The organism is Lysinibacillus sp. EB271-A1-10B (assembly GCF_058791335.1).
The window spans coordinates 18,173-33,275 of record NZ_JBYTDL010000002.1 but is presented as its reverse complement, the minus strand read 5'-3'; the positions used below and the strand labels follow the sequence as shown (position 1 = coordinate 33,275).

The following is a 15,103-nucleotide window of genomic DNA, read 5'->3' as shown; positions in this document are numbered from 1 at the left end:
TTCCTTTTCTTCAATATCTTCCAGAAACTGCTTGGTTATCTGATTTAATAGAACAAAAAAACGAGCAAACTAGTTGAAACTGTTTTTACTCGTTTTTTTCGATTATGTTTAATATTAATTACTGGGACAAACTGTAGACTATTCAATCATTGAATAGCCCCTGCCATGAATTGTTTGAATATATCTGTTTTTCTTCTCGCACTTTAGCTTTTTTCTTAAATACCCAATATATAAATCCACTACATTTGGATTTACTGCCACGTCATATCCCCAAACCTGATTCAAAAGCATTTCACGGCTCAATATTGTATTTTTATTCTTGATTAAAAATACAAGTAAGTCATATTCGCGCTTAGTAAGCGGAAGATTTTCGCCACCTTTTGTCATAATATTGCGGGATGCATCAACGAAGAGATCTTTAAATCTAAAGTAGTCATTCTCGATTGGCTGGATACAGTCCCCTCTTCTTAAAACAACTTCTATCCTTGCTACTAATTCTTCTTTCACAAATGGTTTTCTTATATAATCATCTGCTCCTGCTTGTAATCCTGCTATGCAGTCCTTGCTGGACACATTGTTAGTCACTATGATTATTGGGGTCGTTTTAACAGCCCGTATTTGTCTGCAAATTTCCGGTCCAGATATACTTAACGAATCCCAATCCAATACGATAATATCCCAATCTTGCTCATATACTATATTTAAACCTTTTTTTTCATTGTGAAGTGTTAAAATGAAATAGCCCTCTTGCTTTAGACCGCTTACGATCTTCTTTGCTAATGACCGTTCATTCTTAATTACCAACACCTGCTTCACCTATAGTTCACCTCTGCTTCATTCATAAAATTATTTATCACAAAAAAGAATATCGGATTTATAAATCTTAAATTTCTAAAAACTATTATAACAACTCATAAGGATAAATTTGGGATAATTTACAACGAATATGTATAAAATGCATTGGATATGGTTATACGTTGCGACACCACACTCATTTGTGTATTAAGCATCTTCATGCTAGTATAAATTGATCAAATAACCGCTAGAATCCGAATAGGTGGACATTTGGATTCTAGTCTACTTTCACAATATCGATAATGATTATCATTGTCAATAAAAACCAGAATCACCTGTATAACTGGTGGTTTAATCTGTATGTACCAAGTGGTCTGCTTTCGCCTTTATCGATAAGTAAAATCACTAGAATAACGATTTTCATATTCCACCGCTTTTATTCTATTAATTGTTTTTCAATTATCAATCCATACTGCCTTTCACCTAGGTCGAAATATTTCTAATTCATCACCAACTTTTTTCCCTTCATATTCTATAGAATCAGATCGCATATTGAGGGGGAATCGTATGGGGATTGAATTCACAGCCCTCCATTGGATTTACGTTGTTTTATTGTCCTTATCATTGCAGTGTCACTACCTTTTCTTCTTTCTATGTCAGACTCAACCTCTCAAAAAATATCAAAAAGCCATACCTTGTTTTGATATGGCTCTAGTTTGCATCTAACATCGTGTTCTTGATTAATGTATATCTATTTTTAACATGCATTTTTCAAACATTTTAATAATCTTCCTAAGATAACTCTCACAATTCTTTTTGACAACAATATATTAAATAAATTACAGGAAGGAAAATTACATATATCTGAATATTTAGATAATTTTTCCTAAAGAATTACTTCAGAACTATTGACCCGTGTATTTACTTTCTTTTTATTATAAAATCAGATGTAATTCCTATACTTAAACTAAATAATAGATAGTAATAGTTTATCTAATCTCATTCATAAATATTGACAAATCATTCATAGTTAGTGGTTTAGATATGTAAAAACCTTGTATAGAATCATATTCGGCTTCTGATAAGGAATTAAACTGCTCAACACTTTCTACACCTTCTATGATAACCTTTAGATTTAAAGCTTTGATAAACTTTGTTAGCATTTCAATTACCTTTTTATTTGATTGCCCACTAATAAACAACCTATCGAGCTTCACCCCATCAAGGGGGAACAAAGAGATATATTGAAAATTCAGATTCCCTGAGCCGAAATCATCAATAAATATAATATGACCACGATCACGAATAATTTTTAAATTTTCTCTTACTTCTATCCCCATTAGGGTTTCCTCGGTTATTTCAAAAGCAATTCGGCTATTGTTATTAAAATTAATTTCATTAAGATGCTCGATTAGCCAAGATATATCTTTTATTAATGAAGCTGTTAGATTAATAGAGACATAAACTATATCATTATACCTTTTCAACAAATCCACAGCTTTATTAATAATATTTTTGGTTAATTCCACCAAATTCTCTATATCTAAAATCGGCATAAATATACCTGGTGACATTGGACCGAGTTCTTCACATTTCCATCTACTTAGCGCTTCAAAGGATACTTGTCTATTATTGTGTAATATCGGTTGAAAAACGATTTCAAACTCATCCATTAATAAACCTTTATGTGAAATGTACTCTTTTATCGCATTACTATTCGTGTTTTGCAAATAGACTTGTCTAACGTAATTTAACGCTGGAAGTTTTCTATCTTGAACAGATAGATAATGTATCTTCAAATATTCAATATTTGATAAATCTTGAATAATCAAATGAGCTTGCGACTGAACATTACAGACTAATATATATTCCTTATCAAATACTCTATAACATTCAACTTCTGTTTGATACATAGCTAATTTCTTCTTAACCACATCTATACATTTAGAAGTATTCAAATTATGCCAACTTGAAATAGTAATATATACTAAGGCGAAAGATTTTTTATCTTCAATACTTTTTAACACAGACTTTCGATTTGATTCAAATTTTGTTATCCCAGTCTCCATCCTAATTCCTCCAATAGGGCGGTTTACTCCTCCATTTTCTATCAAAAAATTAGTTTCTTTTTTAAATATTTTATAAAGCTAATCTGTAGTTAGCATGAATTTAATGTGAAGTTTACCTGTAATATCAATTAATGTTTTAAAATATAAAATACACCAGCTCTAAAAGTCATCTCAATCATTCTTCTGCTGATTTTAAGACAAGTTGTGCAAACGAGTTTACTTTTTAAACAAATATTAGCCGATTGTTATCCTTAGTGATTATAATTCGGCATCCTTATACTTTAAACATATTCGTTTTTTCTTGTAAGTCTTCCGCCATTTTAGAAAGTGCCGAAGTAGATGCAGTAATTTCCTGCATAGAGGCTAATTGTTCTTCCGTAGCCGCTGAAATATTTTGTGTCCCTTCTGCGGTGCTTTGGGCGATTCCATTCATTTGTTCCATGGATTTGGACATTTGACCTGCACCCGCAACCATCTGCTCTACAGAACTAGACACTTCATGAATTTGAACTGATACCTCGTTGATGGCATGTAGAATTTTCTCAAATGATTCACCTGCGCTGTTCACATTATTAATACCCGTTCTCACTTCATTCGTAGTGAACTGCATGGAGTCTACCGCTTTTTTCGTTTCTCCTTGAATTCTTATAATAAGCTCAGAAATTCTCAGTGCCGATTCCGATGATTCTTCTGCCAATTTTCGCACTTCTTCCGAAACGACCGCAAAGCCTTTCCCATGTTCGCCTGCTCTTGCTGCTTCTATCGCTGCATTTAATGCCAGTAGATTGGTTTGTGCTGCAATACTTGTAATAACTTCAACAATATCTCCAATTTCAGCTGAACGCTCACCTAGACCACTAATAACATCACTTAAACTACCAATAGATGTCTGAATCGAGTTCATTTGTAGAACTGCAGTTTGAATAATATCATCTCCATCTACAGAAAGTTGTTTTGCTTGTGTAGCTGCCTCTGATACGTTAGTAGAATTTTTAGCTATTGTTCGGACATTTTCTACCATATGATCTACACCATCCGATGTTTCTATAATCGTTCTAACCTGGTCATCTGAGCCGCTTGCTACCTCTAACGTAACAGATGCAATATGTTCACTTGCCTCACTCGTTTGTTCCGCACTTGCCGAAAGCTCAACCGAAAATGCTGCCATCTGTTCGGACGATTGTTGCACCTGACCAATTAGATCCCGTAATTGAGCAATCATGTGGCTGAAAGTAGACGTTAAGACGCCTAGCTCGTCCTTTGAATCATAGTCTACACTAAAATTTAATTCTCCAGCCTCTGCTCGTTGAACAGCATATTTTAATTTTTCAATTGGAGAAATTAGATATTTTCGTACACCGATAAAACCGATTGCCACAAACGAAATTCCTAATACAATGGATATAATTAGAGAGTTCGTGACCCCTTCACTTGCCTCGGCCTTACTTTCCATATTCAATATACTTGCATTTTTTTTATTCAATTCTGTCAGCTCTAAACCTTTTGACATAATTTCGTCAAGTACAGGCTCGGCACTTGAATTAAAGAGGTTTATTGCTTCCTCATTCTTATTAGCAAGACTTAACTGAAAGACTTGCTCCATGCTTTCTTTAAAGTTTGGATATAGCAGAATCAATTCACTTATTATTTTATCCTCATCCGATTGCATATTGGCTGCCTCAAGTATTTTAAGATTCTTTTCATTATCTTGAAACGCATCAGTTACTTCATTTTTAATTTGAGTAATAGTTGTTTCATCAGTAAAAAGTAAAGAACGATACATATCTGATACAATAATCCGATTATTAAGTCTATAATCCGACAAAACAATACCTGGTTCTAGACGATTTATAAAAATATTCTCTGTATTATTCTCCAATTTTTTCATAGTAATATATCCACTTACTTGGATAAGAGCAACCGTTAAAATTGCTATAGACATTAAAAGAACTAGTTTATTAAAAATGGATAGATTACGAAGCAAGGTTAATACTCTCCTTTTTGAATTCATATTTCGTTTGCATTGCATAGATTTTTTCGCCGGTGTTTTGTGTAGCACTTACAGAAATTGGTGATGTCATCGCAAACGAAGTACCTATAGAAGTAATGGCTATTAATGTTAAATTCTTACTTTTCAGTTTTTTCATAATATTCCTCCTTTTTATCAAGTTATCATATGACACATCTTTACACAAATCTACAAAAAAATTACCTATAATAATATATTTCAAGTAAATTTACTATATATAATCACTTCTTTTTCTCTTTAAGCACATCAAAATCACAATTAAGTATTATATTAATAACCAACTTTAATAAAACTATTTATATTAAATTTCATATTTCAACAGTTGTTAATCACCTATTCTTTGTATAGCTTCTTCTGGATATTGAGCTATATATATCTAAAAAACTACTACAGATGCGCATGTTATTTTCACGAGTATCGAACTCATGCCCAAACCGCTGCCAAATGAAATAACCGCGTCTAACTTCTAGGGATCACTTCAGTACCGAACGGTATCAAAGGAACCTTTTTGAATTTTTACTTGGTTTGTTTGGCATAAAAGTTTACAACCCCTTATTTTATCTGTCCAACTTAGTGTAGCCTGTACAGCGCTACAATAGCCAGGATAGCAGTAGGGTTTGATGGAAGCCACTTTGAGATAAAATATTTCCCCATGTGTCTTAGTGTACGATGCCACTTAATTACCCTATATATTATTTATACTTTTCCAATTATCAATTCATATAACATTTCAACTTAAGGTGAGATTTTTCAAAACCATCACCAACTTTTTCCCCTTAGCTCTAAACTCAGATTGGTCAGTAACAAGGTAAAAATCTATCTCCCCGTATTCTTCAAAATTCCATTTTCATAGCTTTCATTTGATTTTAGGTATTTAAAAAATCCCATCTTTTCATTTAAAAAAAAATTATTTATTTCTCTTTAATAGACATATTACCAATCACCTTCCAACATTAATTCATAAAATATTTGTGAATTAGCTTTATTAATTAATAAGTAACAAACGCCTATAACTTACGGGGTTACCAACATATTAGGAAATGGAGGTGACAAATAATGAAACAAATGGATCCACAAAATTTGATTTGTGACAGTTGTTGTGAAAATAACCGAGTATTTTTGCCCCGTATAAAAGCTGTTGACATATGTTCTATTCAACCTCCGCCAGTGGTTATCCCTGAAGGAACTATTATTCCAACAATAAATAGATATTTCTATATTGTTACAGAAGATATTGATTTAACAAACGGAACCACTCTTCCTGCTAATTTATTTACAGATGATAATGGCGATCCAGTAACAGAATTCAAACTTTTTAATCCCAATGGATATGTCAATCTTTACATCAATGCTGTGATGCAAGAAGGCGGTGCTTATAAAGTAATCCCAAATTCGTTAATCCTTAATCCATTTAATGCAACTATTTTTGCCGGAACTCCAATCATTATTGAATCATTTGGTTTCCAACAAATGTGATATGAGAAGCTGCTAATTATTCTTTTTCCCATGAAAGGAGGTGAAAAAATGGCACTTTCAATTATTAAACGTTAATGGTACTTCCACAAGATTTTTTGATGTGTTAGCAGCAGATTTAACAGTTGCTGATGGTACTACAATCCTTGCAACTGCCTTTCTAAATGATAGTGGAACTGCTGCAACTGCTTTTCCAGTAGTAACACACGGCTACTATAATTTCTATATCAACGGTGTATTACAAGAAGGTGGATCATATACAATTTCTGCAACAGAGTTAACTTTTAACGGTGTTAATGGCACAATCTCAGCCGGAACTCCATTAGTAGTAGAAGCTGTAGAAATAGTTACACAAACTTAATGATTAATTTCTAACTAATCGCAAATTGAAAATGTCTAGCCTTTCTTCTACTTTTTGTACAAGGGTCACGTTTTTTTCAAGTGACCCTTTATTTTTAATTACCTATCAAAAGCTTCGATTAGAGGTAGTTTATACTTTTAACCTATCTGACCTTTATAATGTCAGTATCCAATTAAGGTAGAAGTACTGAGATATCATTCATTTTGTTTCTATGTGTTGCCATCCAGCCTTAGAATTCCCATCCATCAAGATTCCACTACTATTAAACTTTTGAACTTTCCCTAACCCCGTAATCTTAAAATAACCTTAAAATATCTTTTATAAGAAACCTTTTTGGATGGAAAATCGTATAATGATTGGTAATTTTTAACGGTTGTCCTGAAATATAATTAGCTGGGTTTTTATGTCAAACTTCCCCGAAATCATCACCAACTTTTTTCCCCCTTCATATTCTATAGAATCAGATTGAATATTGAGGGGGAAACGTATGGGGATTGAATTCACAGCTCTCCATTGGATTTACGTTGTTTTTATTGTCCTTATCATTGGCTTTATGGTTAAACGTCGCGATACCACCCTCATTTGTGTACTTGGCATCTTCATGCTAGCAATCTTTGCTACAGGCGATTTAACTGCATCTATTAGTGGTGTTTTTAACAGTTTTATTTATGCCATTACAGAGCTGTTATCGATCATTCTTATTATTTCTATTATCGTCGCCATGAGTCGGGTTATGATGATTTCTGGTATTAATGAGGTCATGATTGCTCCTTTTACGAAAATCATTAAATCACCTGCGCTCGCTTATTGGACGATTGGTCTGTTAATGATGTTTATTTCGTGGTTCTTTTGGCCATCACCGGCTGTGGCACTGTTAGGGGCGGTTTTGTTACCTGTTGCTCTACGTGCAGGCTTACCAGCACTTGGAGTTGCGATGGCGATGAACTTATTTGGTCACGGAATTGCTCTCTCGAGTGATTTTGTTATACAAGGAGCTCCGAAGTTAACTGCTGATGCTGCTGGTATTCCGGTTAGTGAGGTAATGACTGCTAGTATCCCCCTTGTTATTACAATGGGCGTTGTTACTACAGTAGTAGCCTATATCTTATTACGACGGGATATGAAGCGTGGATCAGTGAATTTATACGCTACAAACGATACAAATGAAGACGTAGAACCAGTAATTCCTGAAAACCTGCTAACTCTCGGACAAAAACGCTTTTTTGCAGTACTTATTCCAATTGCCTTTATACTCGATGTCATTGCAATGTCTATATTAAAATTACAAGGTGGAGATGCAACAGCTTTAATAGGAGGAACCTCTGTCTTTATCCTACTGTTGCTTTGCGTTGTAGCCCACAAAAAACAAGGGCTTGAAAAGACAACAAGTTATTTAATTCAAGGATTCCAATTCGGTTTTAAAGTGTTCGGACCGGTTATTCCCATTGCAGCTTTTTTCTATCTAGGAGATTCCGGATTTACACAAATTATTGGAGATCACTTACCAGCCGCTTCGCATGGTATCGTCAACGATCTTGGTGTGGGTCTAGCTGCGGTAGTTCCATTAACGAAGGAAATTGCAGTCGTCACTTTAGCAGTCGTTGGCGCTATCACAGGCTTAGATGGCTCTGGTTTCTCAGGTATTTCTTTAGCAGGTTCAGTCGGTAGTTTGTTCGGTAATGCTATTGATGGAGGTACTGCAACTTTAACAGCTTTAGGGCAAATAACAGCGATCTGGGTTGGAGGAGGAACGATTATTCCCTGGGCATTAATCCCAGCAGCTGCGATTTGTAATGTTAGTCCCTTCGAGCTTGCGAGGCGTAATTTATTGCCCGTGGCAATTGGTCTTGTGATTACAACCATTGTGGCGGTATTTTTAATCTAACATTGTAAAAGCAGGAAACTCTTTTAGTAGTTTCTTGTTTTTTCTCTTCCAAACAATTACCATGGTATAATTTAACTGTTCAAATTAGAAAGGTGGTAATTCAATGAAAGTATCCTATTGGTGTGGAGATAAAATACGTTTAAGAGCGCCTAAGTCTGAGGACATTCGTATATTTGAAAATTTAGATGATGATATACTAAAAAACCTCGACTCCATCGCTTTTCCTCGGACAAATCAGCAAATTGAAGAATGGATTAATGAAATATCATCACAAGGGGCATCTACAGAGAGTGATGATTTTTACTGGATTGCGGAGGATGCTTCGAACAATACCGTGGGGACCATTGAAGTTTCTGGATGTGATGCAAAGAATGGAACCTTTGATTACGCTATAACGATATTTCCTCCATATAGAGGCAAAGGATATGCAAAAGATATGATTTTAACCATTTTAAAACATTATTTCTTAGAACTTCGCTATCAGAAAGCAACCATTTGTGTTTACTCCTTTAACGCATCTTCTATAGCTTTACATAAAAAATTACGCTTTGTGGAGGAAGGCCGCTTGAGAAATATGATTTATACAAATGGTACTTTTTACGATGAAGTTTATTTTGGAATGACAAAAGATGAGTTTACTAAAATACATGCTAATTAATAAGAGATGGCTTGCTTCTGTATATTGCAGCAGCCATCTCTTTCTCTCTTAACGCTCACTAAAATATTTCCGCATATTTTCTTGAAACATCTGTTGTAGTTGATGTTCACTAATACTTAAAACATAAGCTTCACACATTATTTGTTCGACTTTAAAAGAAATTTGTTGAAGGTCGATCCCCTTTGCTTTAGTGGGTTTCCTAACAATTGCTTTTGAGTTAGGTTTTATAGCAAGTATTCCCTTCTTTTGAAGCACCTTGTAGCTTTTATGAACGGTATGAAGATTGAGGTTTGTTTCAGCTGCTAAATCACGAATGGAAGGCAATGGGTCACCATTTTGCAAGTTCCCTTTTGCTATTTCAAAAAGAAGTTGCTGGGTTAATTGCTGATAAAAAGGAGTATTACTCTTTGGATCTATTTTTACATTCAATTGTTTACGTATCCTTTCATATGCTCCTCGCCTAATTAGAAGTGGAGACTTCTGTAATTGACATTTCACTTACTCTACCAAAACATTAACTGAAAGAAGTTAAAATTTCTTTTTCGCAATGAAACTTTGCATAGTCACGATCATCAATACAACTAACAGCAGCGTTACTACAATATTGATGCCAACCCAAGATCCCACATCACCCGACATTAAAATATTTGTTGCATACATACTATTACTAGCAGGATTCACAACATCTATTAATGGATGTAGTCCAGCGATAAAACGACAACATAATAGGCTAACAATACTTATTAGTGCAATAAATGCAGGACTATTAAAAAATGTACTCATCATTGCAACAAACGTTATGATGAATAATAGCCAAACACAATAAAATGCTAAAGCCCACATAGCTTGCGTCATAGGAACCGAAGTAAATAAATACGCTGAATAGCCATAGGACACTGCATAGCCCAGAGCTATACATATAACCGCCAATATATAATGGATAATGATTTTACTATTTAAATAAGAAGATATCGATACTGGCCTTGTTAAGATAAATGCCATCATACCATTCGCTTTTTCCCCTTGAATAATGCTCATAGTGGCAACGACCAATATAATAATGCCTAGCTGATCAAATTGTGAATTTAATGTTGAGGCTAGTACCTCCTGTCCCACAGGCTTTGCCATCGTAGGATCGATTATTATACCTTCAATACCACCCGCTGATTGCAAAATAACAGGTAAAAAATACATCATAATCGGCTGAGTTAGCCCTAGTAAAATAAATACGATTGGGAGCCAAAAAATTTTAAATTCCCTTGCCATTTGCTGTACTTCTTTTTTGCTTAATGCAATAAAAGCACTCATTCTATTACACCACCAATTCTAAAAATATTTCTTCTAGATTGTCTTGAATACCCACTTCAAATTTAGTAAACATCACCTTTGAATCTAATCCATGCTGTATTAGTCGATTAGCATCTGTTTCCAAATTTTCAACGTGTATTTTGAAGCCATCTCCACAGCCTTCGATTTTCTTCACATATGGTAAATGTTCAATCATTGTTAACCATTGAAAATCTGCCTTTCTGATCATTAAAAAGATAGCTGATTCTTGATGGCGTTTAAGTAGCTCTGACTTTGTAGCATCTTCTATTTTGTGACCATTTTTAATCATTACAAAGCGCTCACAAATTTCCTCCGCATCGCTCAATATGTGCGTTGATATTAAAACTGTCGTTTCTTGTTTAATCTCTTTCAATAGATTCAACACTTCTCTTCTCCCTATTGGATCTAGCGCTGATACCGGTTCATCCATAATCATTAAAGCTGGCTTATGCAATAATGCTTGCGCGATGCCAAGGCGTTGCTTCATACCACCAGAAAATGTCCCGACATGACTATGTGCTTCATTCCCTAAGCCGACCTTTTCTAAAAGCACAGGGATTTCTTTTTGCAATTCATTTTTTGCTATGCCAGAAAGTGTCCCCATAAAGGACAATGTTTCAAATGCTGTCATCCATGAGAAAAAATTAGGATACTGAGGTAAGTAACCAATTTGATTTCTCATAGATGAAATCTTTTGACCATCAAGAAGAATTTCTCCTTTGTCTGCATTCAGAATATCGGCAATGATTTGAATTAACGTGGATTTCCCCGCTCCATTTGGTCCAATTAACCCGACACACTCACTAACATCGATAACCATTGAAAAATCATTTACGGCTGTTTTTTGTTTAAACTTTTTCGTAATATTTTTAATTTCTAAGCGCACGTTTATTTACATCCTTTCTACCAATAATGAAGTATAGAACAGAACCAATTGAATTACAGAACAAAATAATAATGGTCCACATTAGTATGTTTTCTCTCGTATCGCGGTGCCGGTATAAGTCGAATAAAGCAACAATGATTAGAACAAATCCTACAAATATAAATGGCAAAATGATTGGAAGTATACTTGCCCAATCTAATTGCTGTAAATCATCAAAACCATAGTGTAATTTCATTTCTAACCCCTCTTTCATTATCGTTATTGATAATGATAACAGAAGATGTAAAAAATTTCATTCCCTTTTTACTGTACATCCTTTAAAAAAACCTATAGTATGTTTTTTGGTAATGTTCTCATATTGATAACATTTGATTGCTTCCCTTGATTCCATCTGATAGGAGGATCGTTTTATGCGGAATAAAGCAGAGGTATTAATGCACCCTGTGAGAATGAAAATTTTACAAGCTCTCATGCACGAGAAAGAAGATGGCTTAAGCACCTTGGAGATGATTTCTATCATAAAGGATGTACCTCAAGCTACTTTGTATCGGCACATTCAAATTTTAGTGGATGAAAACATCATAAAAATTGTGAAAGAGCGAAAAGTACGTTCTGTTACAGAAAAATTTTATGCAGTAAATGAAGGAGCAGAAAAACTTAATAAGGAGGATTGGGCTCAACTAACGATCAAACAAAAATTAAATTATGTTTCCTACTATCAATTAGCTTTACTATCTCAATATCAAAATTATTTACATTCACTTAATGAAGAAGAAAGTCTTGCAGATTGTGCAACTTTTTCATTTATTGATTTAACGTTAACGAATGATCAATTCAATAACTTTGAAAATGAATTAAATAATTTAATAAATAAATACTATAATATGGCCGACTCTAATAAAGAGACAGATACTGAGACAAAAACAATAGCAATAAATATTATTCCAAAACCTTAAGTAGTATTTTAGGTAAAGAAATGGAGAAGATTTATGAAAAGAAGTAAGTCAGTTGAAAACACAAGAAAATTTATCATGATTATAATTGGCGCTGTCATCGCAGCATATGGACTTGAAGCGGTATTAATTCCGAACGAAGTCATTGATGGTGGTGTGACGGGTATTAGTATTATGGGCGCAACTCTTTTTGGTATACCATTAGGCGTACTGCTCTTTGTATTAAACATTCCGTTTATTTATATTGGCTACAAACAAGTAGGTAAAACTTTTGCATTAATGAGTACTGCTGGGATTGCAGCTCTATCTATTTCCACAGTGCTTATGCATGATGTTAAAACAATTTTAGGTCCGAGTGATCCACTATTAATTGTTTTATCTGGTGGTATGCTATTAGGTGTTGGGATTGGGATTGTCTTACGTAATGGTGGCGCTTTAGATGGCTCTGAAGTTTTAGCCGTGTTGTTATCACGTAAAATTCCGTTTTCAGTCGGGGATATTATATTATTTATTAATGCCTTTATTTTCTTAGGGGCAAGCTTTATTTTTGGCTTAGAGAGCGCACTATACTCAGCTTTAACGTACTACATTGCGAAAAACGTTATCGATATTATTCAAGTAGGTTTAGAAAAATCAAAAGATGTTCGTGTTGTCAGCGCAAAATCAGAGGAAATTGGTGATGCGATCCAAGCTCGATTAGGACGTGGGGTTACATATACAAAAGGGCGTGGCGGTTTCTCCAATGAACCTACTGATATATTAAACTGTGTCATTAACCGTATGGAAGAAAATAAACTTGTATCGATTATTAAAGATATTGATGAAGGAGCCTTCGTAGTTATTTCTGATGTTTCAGAGGTACGTGGTGGTAACTTCAAAAAACGTGATATTCACTAAAATCTACTCCCTATCCAAATAAAAAAACGCACATTGCTAAATGATTTTTAGTAATGTGCGTTTTTATTTTGGCGAATGCTTTTGTTTATTATCTAGTCTTTCTTTTAAATCATTAAAGTCTTCGATTACATCCTTCATTGATAATTTTTTACCTAATGCAATCCCCTTTTGAATAGATTTAGTTGCTTCTTCAAATTTATTTGCTTTGATCTGGGCATCTGCAAGGCAATACCAATAAAACCAGGCATCCATTTTTGAAATTTTTTCTTTATAAAACTTTTCGATGATTGGATAGTAATTAGAATATAATTCTTCGTTATAGACTAACTTTTCACCATTCCATTTTAGTACATCCACTAAATAGCTATCACCAATATACATTTGCCAAACTGCTAGACCGACTTTTTGTATACCATTTACAATGTCCATTTTATGATAAGGAACTTCAGCAATCTTTTGGAATGAGTTATTGATCCATTGGAACACTTCCAGATTGCTTCCCATTGCCGCTCCAATTGTCACACCAAATAAATATTCTTTTGTGCCATCACCAGTAATATCTACCAAACCAGAAAAATCCAAATCGACACCTTGCATTTTGGTTTCCCAAATCTTTCGCCAATCTGTATTGTGTTTTTTTAGCACTATTGATCCAAACTGAGAAGGGTAATCCTTTGCCTTAATTTTATAAGTGAATATTATTTCTTTCTGTCCATCGTGGTCAAAGTCATAAAGTTGAATTGGCCGTGTGGAGAAAGGTTTTTCAGGGCTTATTAGTGACGCATTCGATGGCATAAATCTACTAACTAAGTCTTCTTCCTGGTTCTCCTTAGCGTGAACAAATATTGGAGTAAAGCAAACTGTAAAAAGGAGCAATAATGGAAATAGCATCATTTTCTTCATCAAAATGTCCCCTTTTACAGCCAAATATAACATATAGTATTGACGTAATTAGAAATGAAATTCTTCAATAAACTTGCAAGATGACGAAGTGCAATCAATTGCGTTAAAATATTTTCTAGAGACGACGATTGATGTATGCGTATCTGTCTTTGAGGGTTCTCTATCCGTCGCTTTGACGATTCTATCCATCATTTTGATGGTTCTATCCGTCATTTTGATGGTTCTATCCGTCATTTTGACGGTTCTATCCGTCATTTTGACGGTTCTATCCGTCATTTTGACGGTTCTATCCGTCATTTTGACGGTTCTATCCGTCATTTTGACGGTTCTATCCATCATTTTGACGGTTCTATCCATCATTTTGACGATTCTATCCGTCATTTTGACGATTCTATCCGTCACTTCGATGGTTCTATCCATCACTTTGACGGTTCTATCCGTCACTTTGACGGTTCTATCCGTCACTTTGACGGTTCTATCCATCACTTTGACGGTTCTATCCATCACTATTAACATCATGATATAAAAAAGGAGACATAAATGGACTTATTTATCGCAAGTAATCGTCAATTACCTATCCGTTATTACGTCAATGAAGCGATTTGGATTCGTCGCGGTTGCTTAAGTTTTCATCAATTAACGCTGCCCTTTTTTGTAGAAGTAGAAATAAAAAACCCACATCATTTATTGAAAATTACAGAATATGTTCAAGAAGTCCAAAAACAATATAGCTATACAGAAATTCAAATTATTATTAAGGACAAAAATAATTTTATGCACTTACAAAAGAGCCTCCCCGACTCTAATATCAATCATATTCTCACTATTGAGCAACTAATTCGCCCATAAAAAAGGTAGCATTGCT

General features: G+C 34.3%; 17 protein-coding genes. 7 read left to right on the top strand and 10 right to left on the bottom strand.

The genetic code is table 11. The annotated features are described in order from the left end of the window. Positions 1-138 precede the first annotated feature (138 nt). From AC3WSK_RS02950 to AC3WSK_RS02935, 4 genes are all read right to left on the bottom strand, one after another. The gene (locus AC3WSK_RS02950; protein WP_079559827.1) at positions 139-816 is read right to left on the bottom strand and encodes a response regulator transcription factor; all 678 of its coding nucleotides are present in this window, start codon (positions 814-816) and stop codon (positions 139-141) included. Between the two features lie 968 nt (positions 817-1,784). Beyond that, a complete protein-coding gene (locus AC3WSK_RS02945) occupies positions 1,785-2,864 on the bottom strand; it encodes an EAL domain-containing protein (protein WP_427482946.1) in 1,080 nt (359 codons plus the stop codon). Positions 2,865-3,138: 274 nt separating this feature from the next. Next, the gene (locus tag AC3WSK_RS02940; RefSeq protein WP_170938885.1) at positions 3,139-4,848 is read right to left on the bottom strand and encodes a methyl-accepting chemotaxis protein; all 1,710 of its coding nucleotides are present in this window, start codon (positions 4,846-4,848) and stop codon (positions 3,139-3,141) included. Then, a complete protein-coding gene (locus tag AC3WSK_RS02935; RefSeq protein WP_170938884.1) occupies positions 4,838-5,011 on the bottom strand; it encodes a hypothetical protein in 174 nt (57 codons plus the stop codon). The genes AC3WSK_RS02940 and AC3WSK_RS02935 overlap by 11 nt, the downstream gene beginning before the upstream one ends. A 938-nt stretch (positions 5,012-5,949) precedes the next feature. Between AC3WSK_RS02935 and AC3WSK_RS02930 the strand changes: the two genes are divergently transcribed. The 4 genes from AC3WSK_RS02930 to AC3WSK_RS02915 all read left to right on the top strand — a co-directional run bounded on the left by AC3WSK_RS02930 (position 5,950) and on the right by AC3WSK_RS02915 (position 9,270). Next, positions 5,950-6,369 (top strand): DUF4183 domain-containing protein, encoded by a 420-nt coding sequence (locus AC3WSK_RS02930; protein ID WP_240518178.1) that lies wholly within the window; start codon positions 5,950-5,952, stop codon positions 6,367-6,369. 40 nt (positions 6,370-6,409) lie between these two features. Next, positions 6,410-6,727, top strand: a complete 318-nt coding sequence (locus AC3WSK_RS02925) for a DUF4183 domain-containing protein (protein ID WP_492414127.1) — start codon at positions 6,410-6,412, stop codon at positions 6,725-6,727. Positions 6,728-7,214: 487 nt separating this feature from the next. Further along, positions 7,215-8,612 carry a hypothetical protein gene (locus tag AC3WSK_RS02920; protein ID WP_427482950.1) on the top strand — a complete coding sequence of 466 codons (1,398 nt, stop codon included), beginning with the start codon at positions 7,215-7,217 and terminating at the stop codon, positions 8,610-8,612. 103 nt (positions 8,613-8,715) lie between these two features. Then, positions 8,716-9,270: a GNAT family N-acetyltransferase gene (locus tag AC3WSK_RS02915; RefSeq protein WP_427482951.1), complete on the top strand. Its 555-nt coding sequence runs from the start codon at positions 8,716-8,718 to the stop codon at positions 9,268-9,270. Positions 9,271-9,318: 48 nt separating this feature from the next. Here AC3WSK_RS02915 and AC3WSK_RS02910 read toward each other — a convergent pair whose 3' ends face one another. The 4 genes from AC3WSK_RS02910 to AC3WSK_RS02895 form a co-directional block, all read right to left on the bottom strand. Further along, positions 9,319-9,699 (bottom strand): GntR family transcriptional regulator, encoded by a 381-nt coding sequence (locus AC3WSK_RS02910; protein WP_427482952.1) that lies wholly within the window; start codon positions 9,697-9,699, stop codon positions 9,319-9,321. A 99-nt stretch (positions 9,700-9,798) separates the two neighbouring features. Further along, positions 9,799-10,578: an ABC transporter permease gene (locus AC3WSK_RS02905; RefSeq protein WP_427482954.1), complete on the bottom strand. Its 780-nt coding sequence runs from the start codon at positions 10,576-10,578 to the stop codon at positions 9,799-9,801. Positions 10,579-10,582: 4 nt separating this feature from the next. Continuing rightward, entirely contained in the window at positions 10,583-11,485 is a 903-nt protein-coding gene (locus AC3WSK_RS02900) for an ABC transporter ATP-binding protein (protein WP_427482956.1), read from the bottom strand. After that, entirely contained in the window at positions 11,469-11,720 is a 252-nt protein-coding gene (locus AC3WSK_RS02895; RefSeq protein ID WP_079560853.1) for a PLD nuclease N-terminal domain-containing protein, read from the bottom strand. The genes AC3WSK_RS02900 and AC3WSK_RS02895 overlap by 17 nt, the downstream gene beginning before the upstream one ends. A gap of 175 nt (positions 11,721-11,895) precedes the next feature. On the opposite strand from AC3WSK_RS02895, the gene AC3WSK_RS02890 reads away from it, so the two are divergent. Then, positions 11,896-12,441, top strand: a complete 546-nt coding sequence (locus AC3WSK_RS02890; protein WP_427482959.1) for a helix-turn-helix domain-containing protein — start codon at positions 11,896-11,898, stop codon at positions 12,439-12,441. 33 nt (positions 12,442-12,474) lie between these two features. Continuing rightward, positions 12,475-13,335, top strand: a complete 861-nt coding sequence (locus tag AC3WSK_RS02885) for a YitT family protein (RefSeq protein ID WP_079560851.1) — start codon at positions 12,475-12,477, stop codon at positions 13,333-13,335. Positions 13,336-13,398: 63 nt separating this feature from the next. Here AC3WSK_RS02885 and AC3WSK_RS02880 read toward each other — a convergent pair whose 3' ends face one another. Together AC3WSK_RS02880 and AC3WSK_RS02875 are read right to left on the bottom strand one after the other, a co-directional pair. After that, entirely contained in the window at positions 13,399-14,238 is an 840-nt protein-coding gene (locus tag AC3WSK_RS02880) for a hypothetical protein (protein ID WP_492414128.1), read from the bottom strand. A gap of 48 nt (positions 14,239-14,286) precedes the next feature. Continuing rightward, complete coding sequence (locus tag AC3WSK_RS02875; protein WP_492414129.1) at positions 14,287-14,742, bottom strand: hypothetical protein; 456 nt, start codon at positions 14,740-14,742, stop codon at positions 14,287-14,289. A gap of 36 nt (positions 14,743-14,778) precedes the next feature. Here AC3WSK_RS02875 and AC3WSK_RS02870 point away from each other — a divergent pair, with 36 nt between their 5' ends. Further along, positions 14,779-15,087 (top strand): hypothetical protein, encoded by a 309-nt coding sequence (locus AC3WSK_RS02870; protein WP_079560849.1) that lies wholly within the window; start codon positions 14,779-14,781, stop codon positions 15,085-15,087. Positions 15,088-15,103: the final 16 nt, after the last annotated feature.

Bases quoted from the DNA above. Each gene is read 5' to 3' on its own strand.
- AC3WSK_RS02945 (WP_427482946.1), bottom strand. From the start codon at position 2,864: ATGGAGACTGGGATAACAAAATTTGAATCAAATCGAAAGTCTGTGTTA.
- AC3WSK_RS02935 (WP_170938884.1), bottom strand. From the start codon at position 5,011: ATGAAAAAACTGAAAAGTAAGAATTTAACATTAATAGCCATTACTTCT.
- AC3WSK_RS02930 (WP_240518178.1), top strand. From the start codon at position 5,950: ATGAAACAAATGGATCCACAAAATTTGATTTGTGACAGTTGTTGTGAA.
- AC3WSK_RS02920 (WP_427482950.1), top strand. From the start codon at position 7,215: ATGGGGATTGAATTCACAGCTCTCCATTGGATTTACGTTGTTTTTATT.
- AC3WSK_RS02915 (WP_427482951.1), top strand. From the start codon at position 8,716: ATGAAAGTATCCTATTGGTGTGGAGATAAAATACGTTTAAGAGCGCCT.
- AC3WSK_RS02905 (WP_427482954.1), bottom strand. From the start codon at position 10,578: ATGAGTGCTTTTATTGCATTAAGCAAAAAAGAAGTACAGCAAATGGCA.
- AC3WSK_RS02895 (WP_079560853.1), bottom strand. From the start codon at position 11,720: ATGAAATTACACTATGGTTTTGATGATTTACAGCAATTAGATTGGGCA.
- AC3WSK_RS02890 (WP_427482959.1), top strand. From the start codon at position 11,896: ATGCGGAATAAAGCAGAGGTATTAATGCACCCTGTGAGAATGAAAATT.
- AC3WSK_RS02885 (WP_079560851.1), top strand. From the start codon at position 12,475: ATGAAAAGAAGTAAGTCAGTTGAAAACACAAGAAAATTTATCATGATT.
- AC3WSK_RS02880 (WP_492414128.1), bottom strand. From the start codon at position 14,238: ATGAAGAAAATGATGCTATTTCCATTATTGCTCCTTTTTACAGTTTGC.
- AC3WSK_RS02875 (WP_492414129.1), bottom strand. From the start codon at position 14,742: ATGGATAGAACCGTCAAAGTGATGGATAGAACCGTCAAAGTGACGGAT.
- AC3WSK_RS02870 (WP_079560849.1), top strand. From the start codon at position 14,779: ATGGACTTATTTATCGCAAGTAATCGTCAATTACCTATCCGTTATTAC.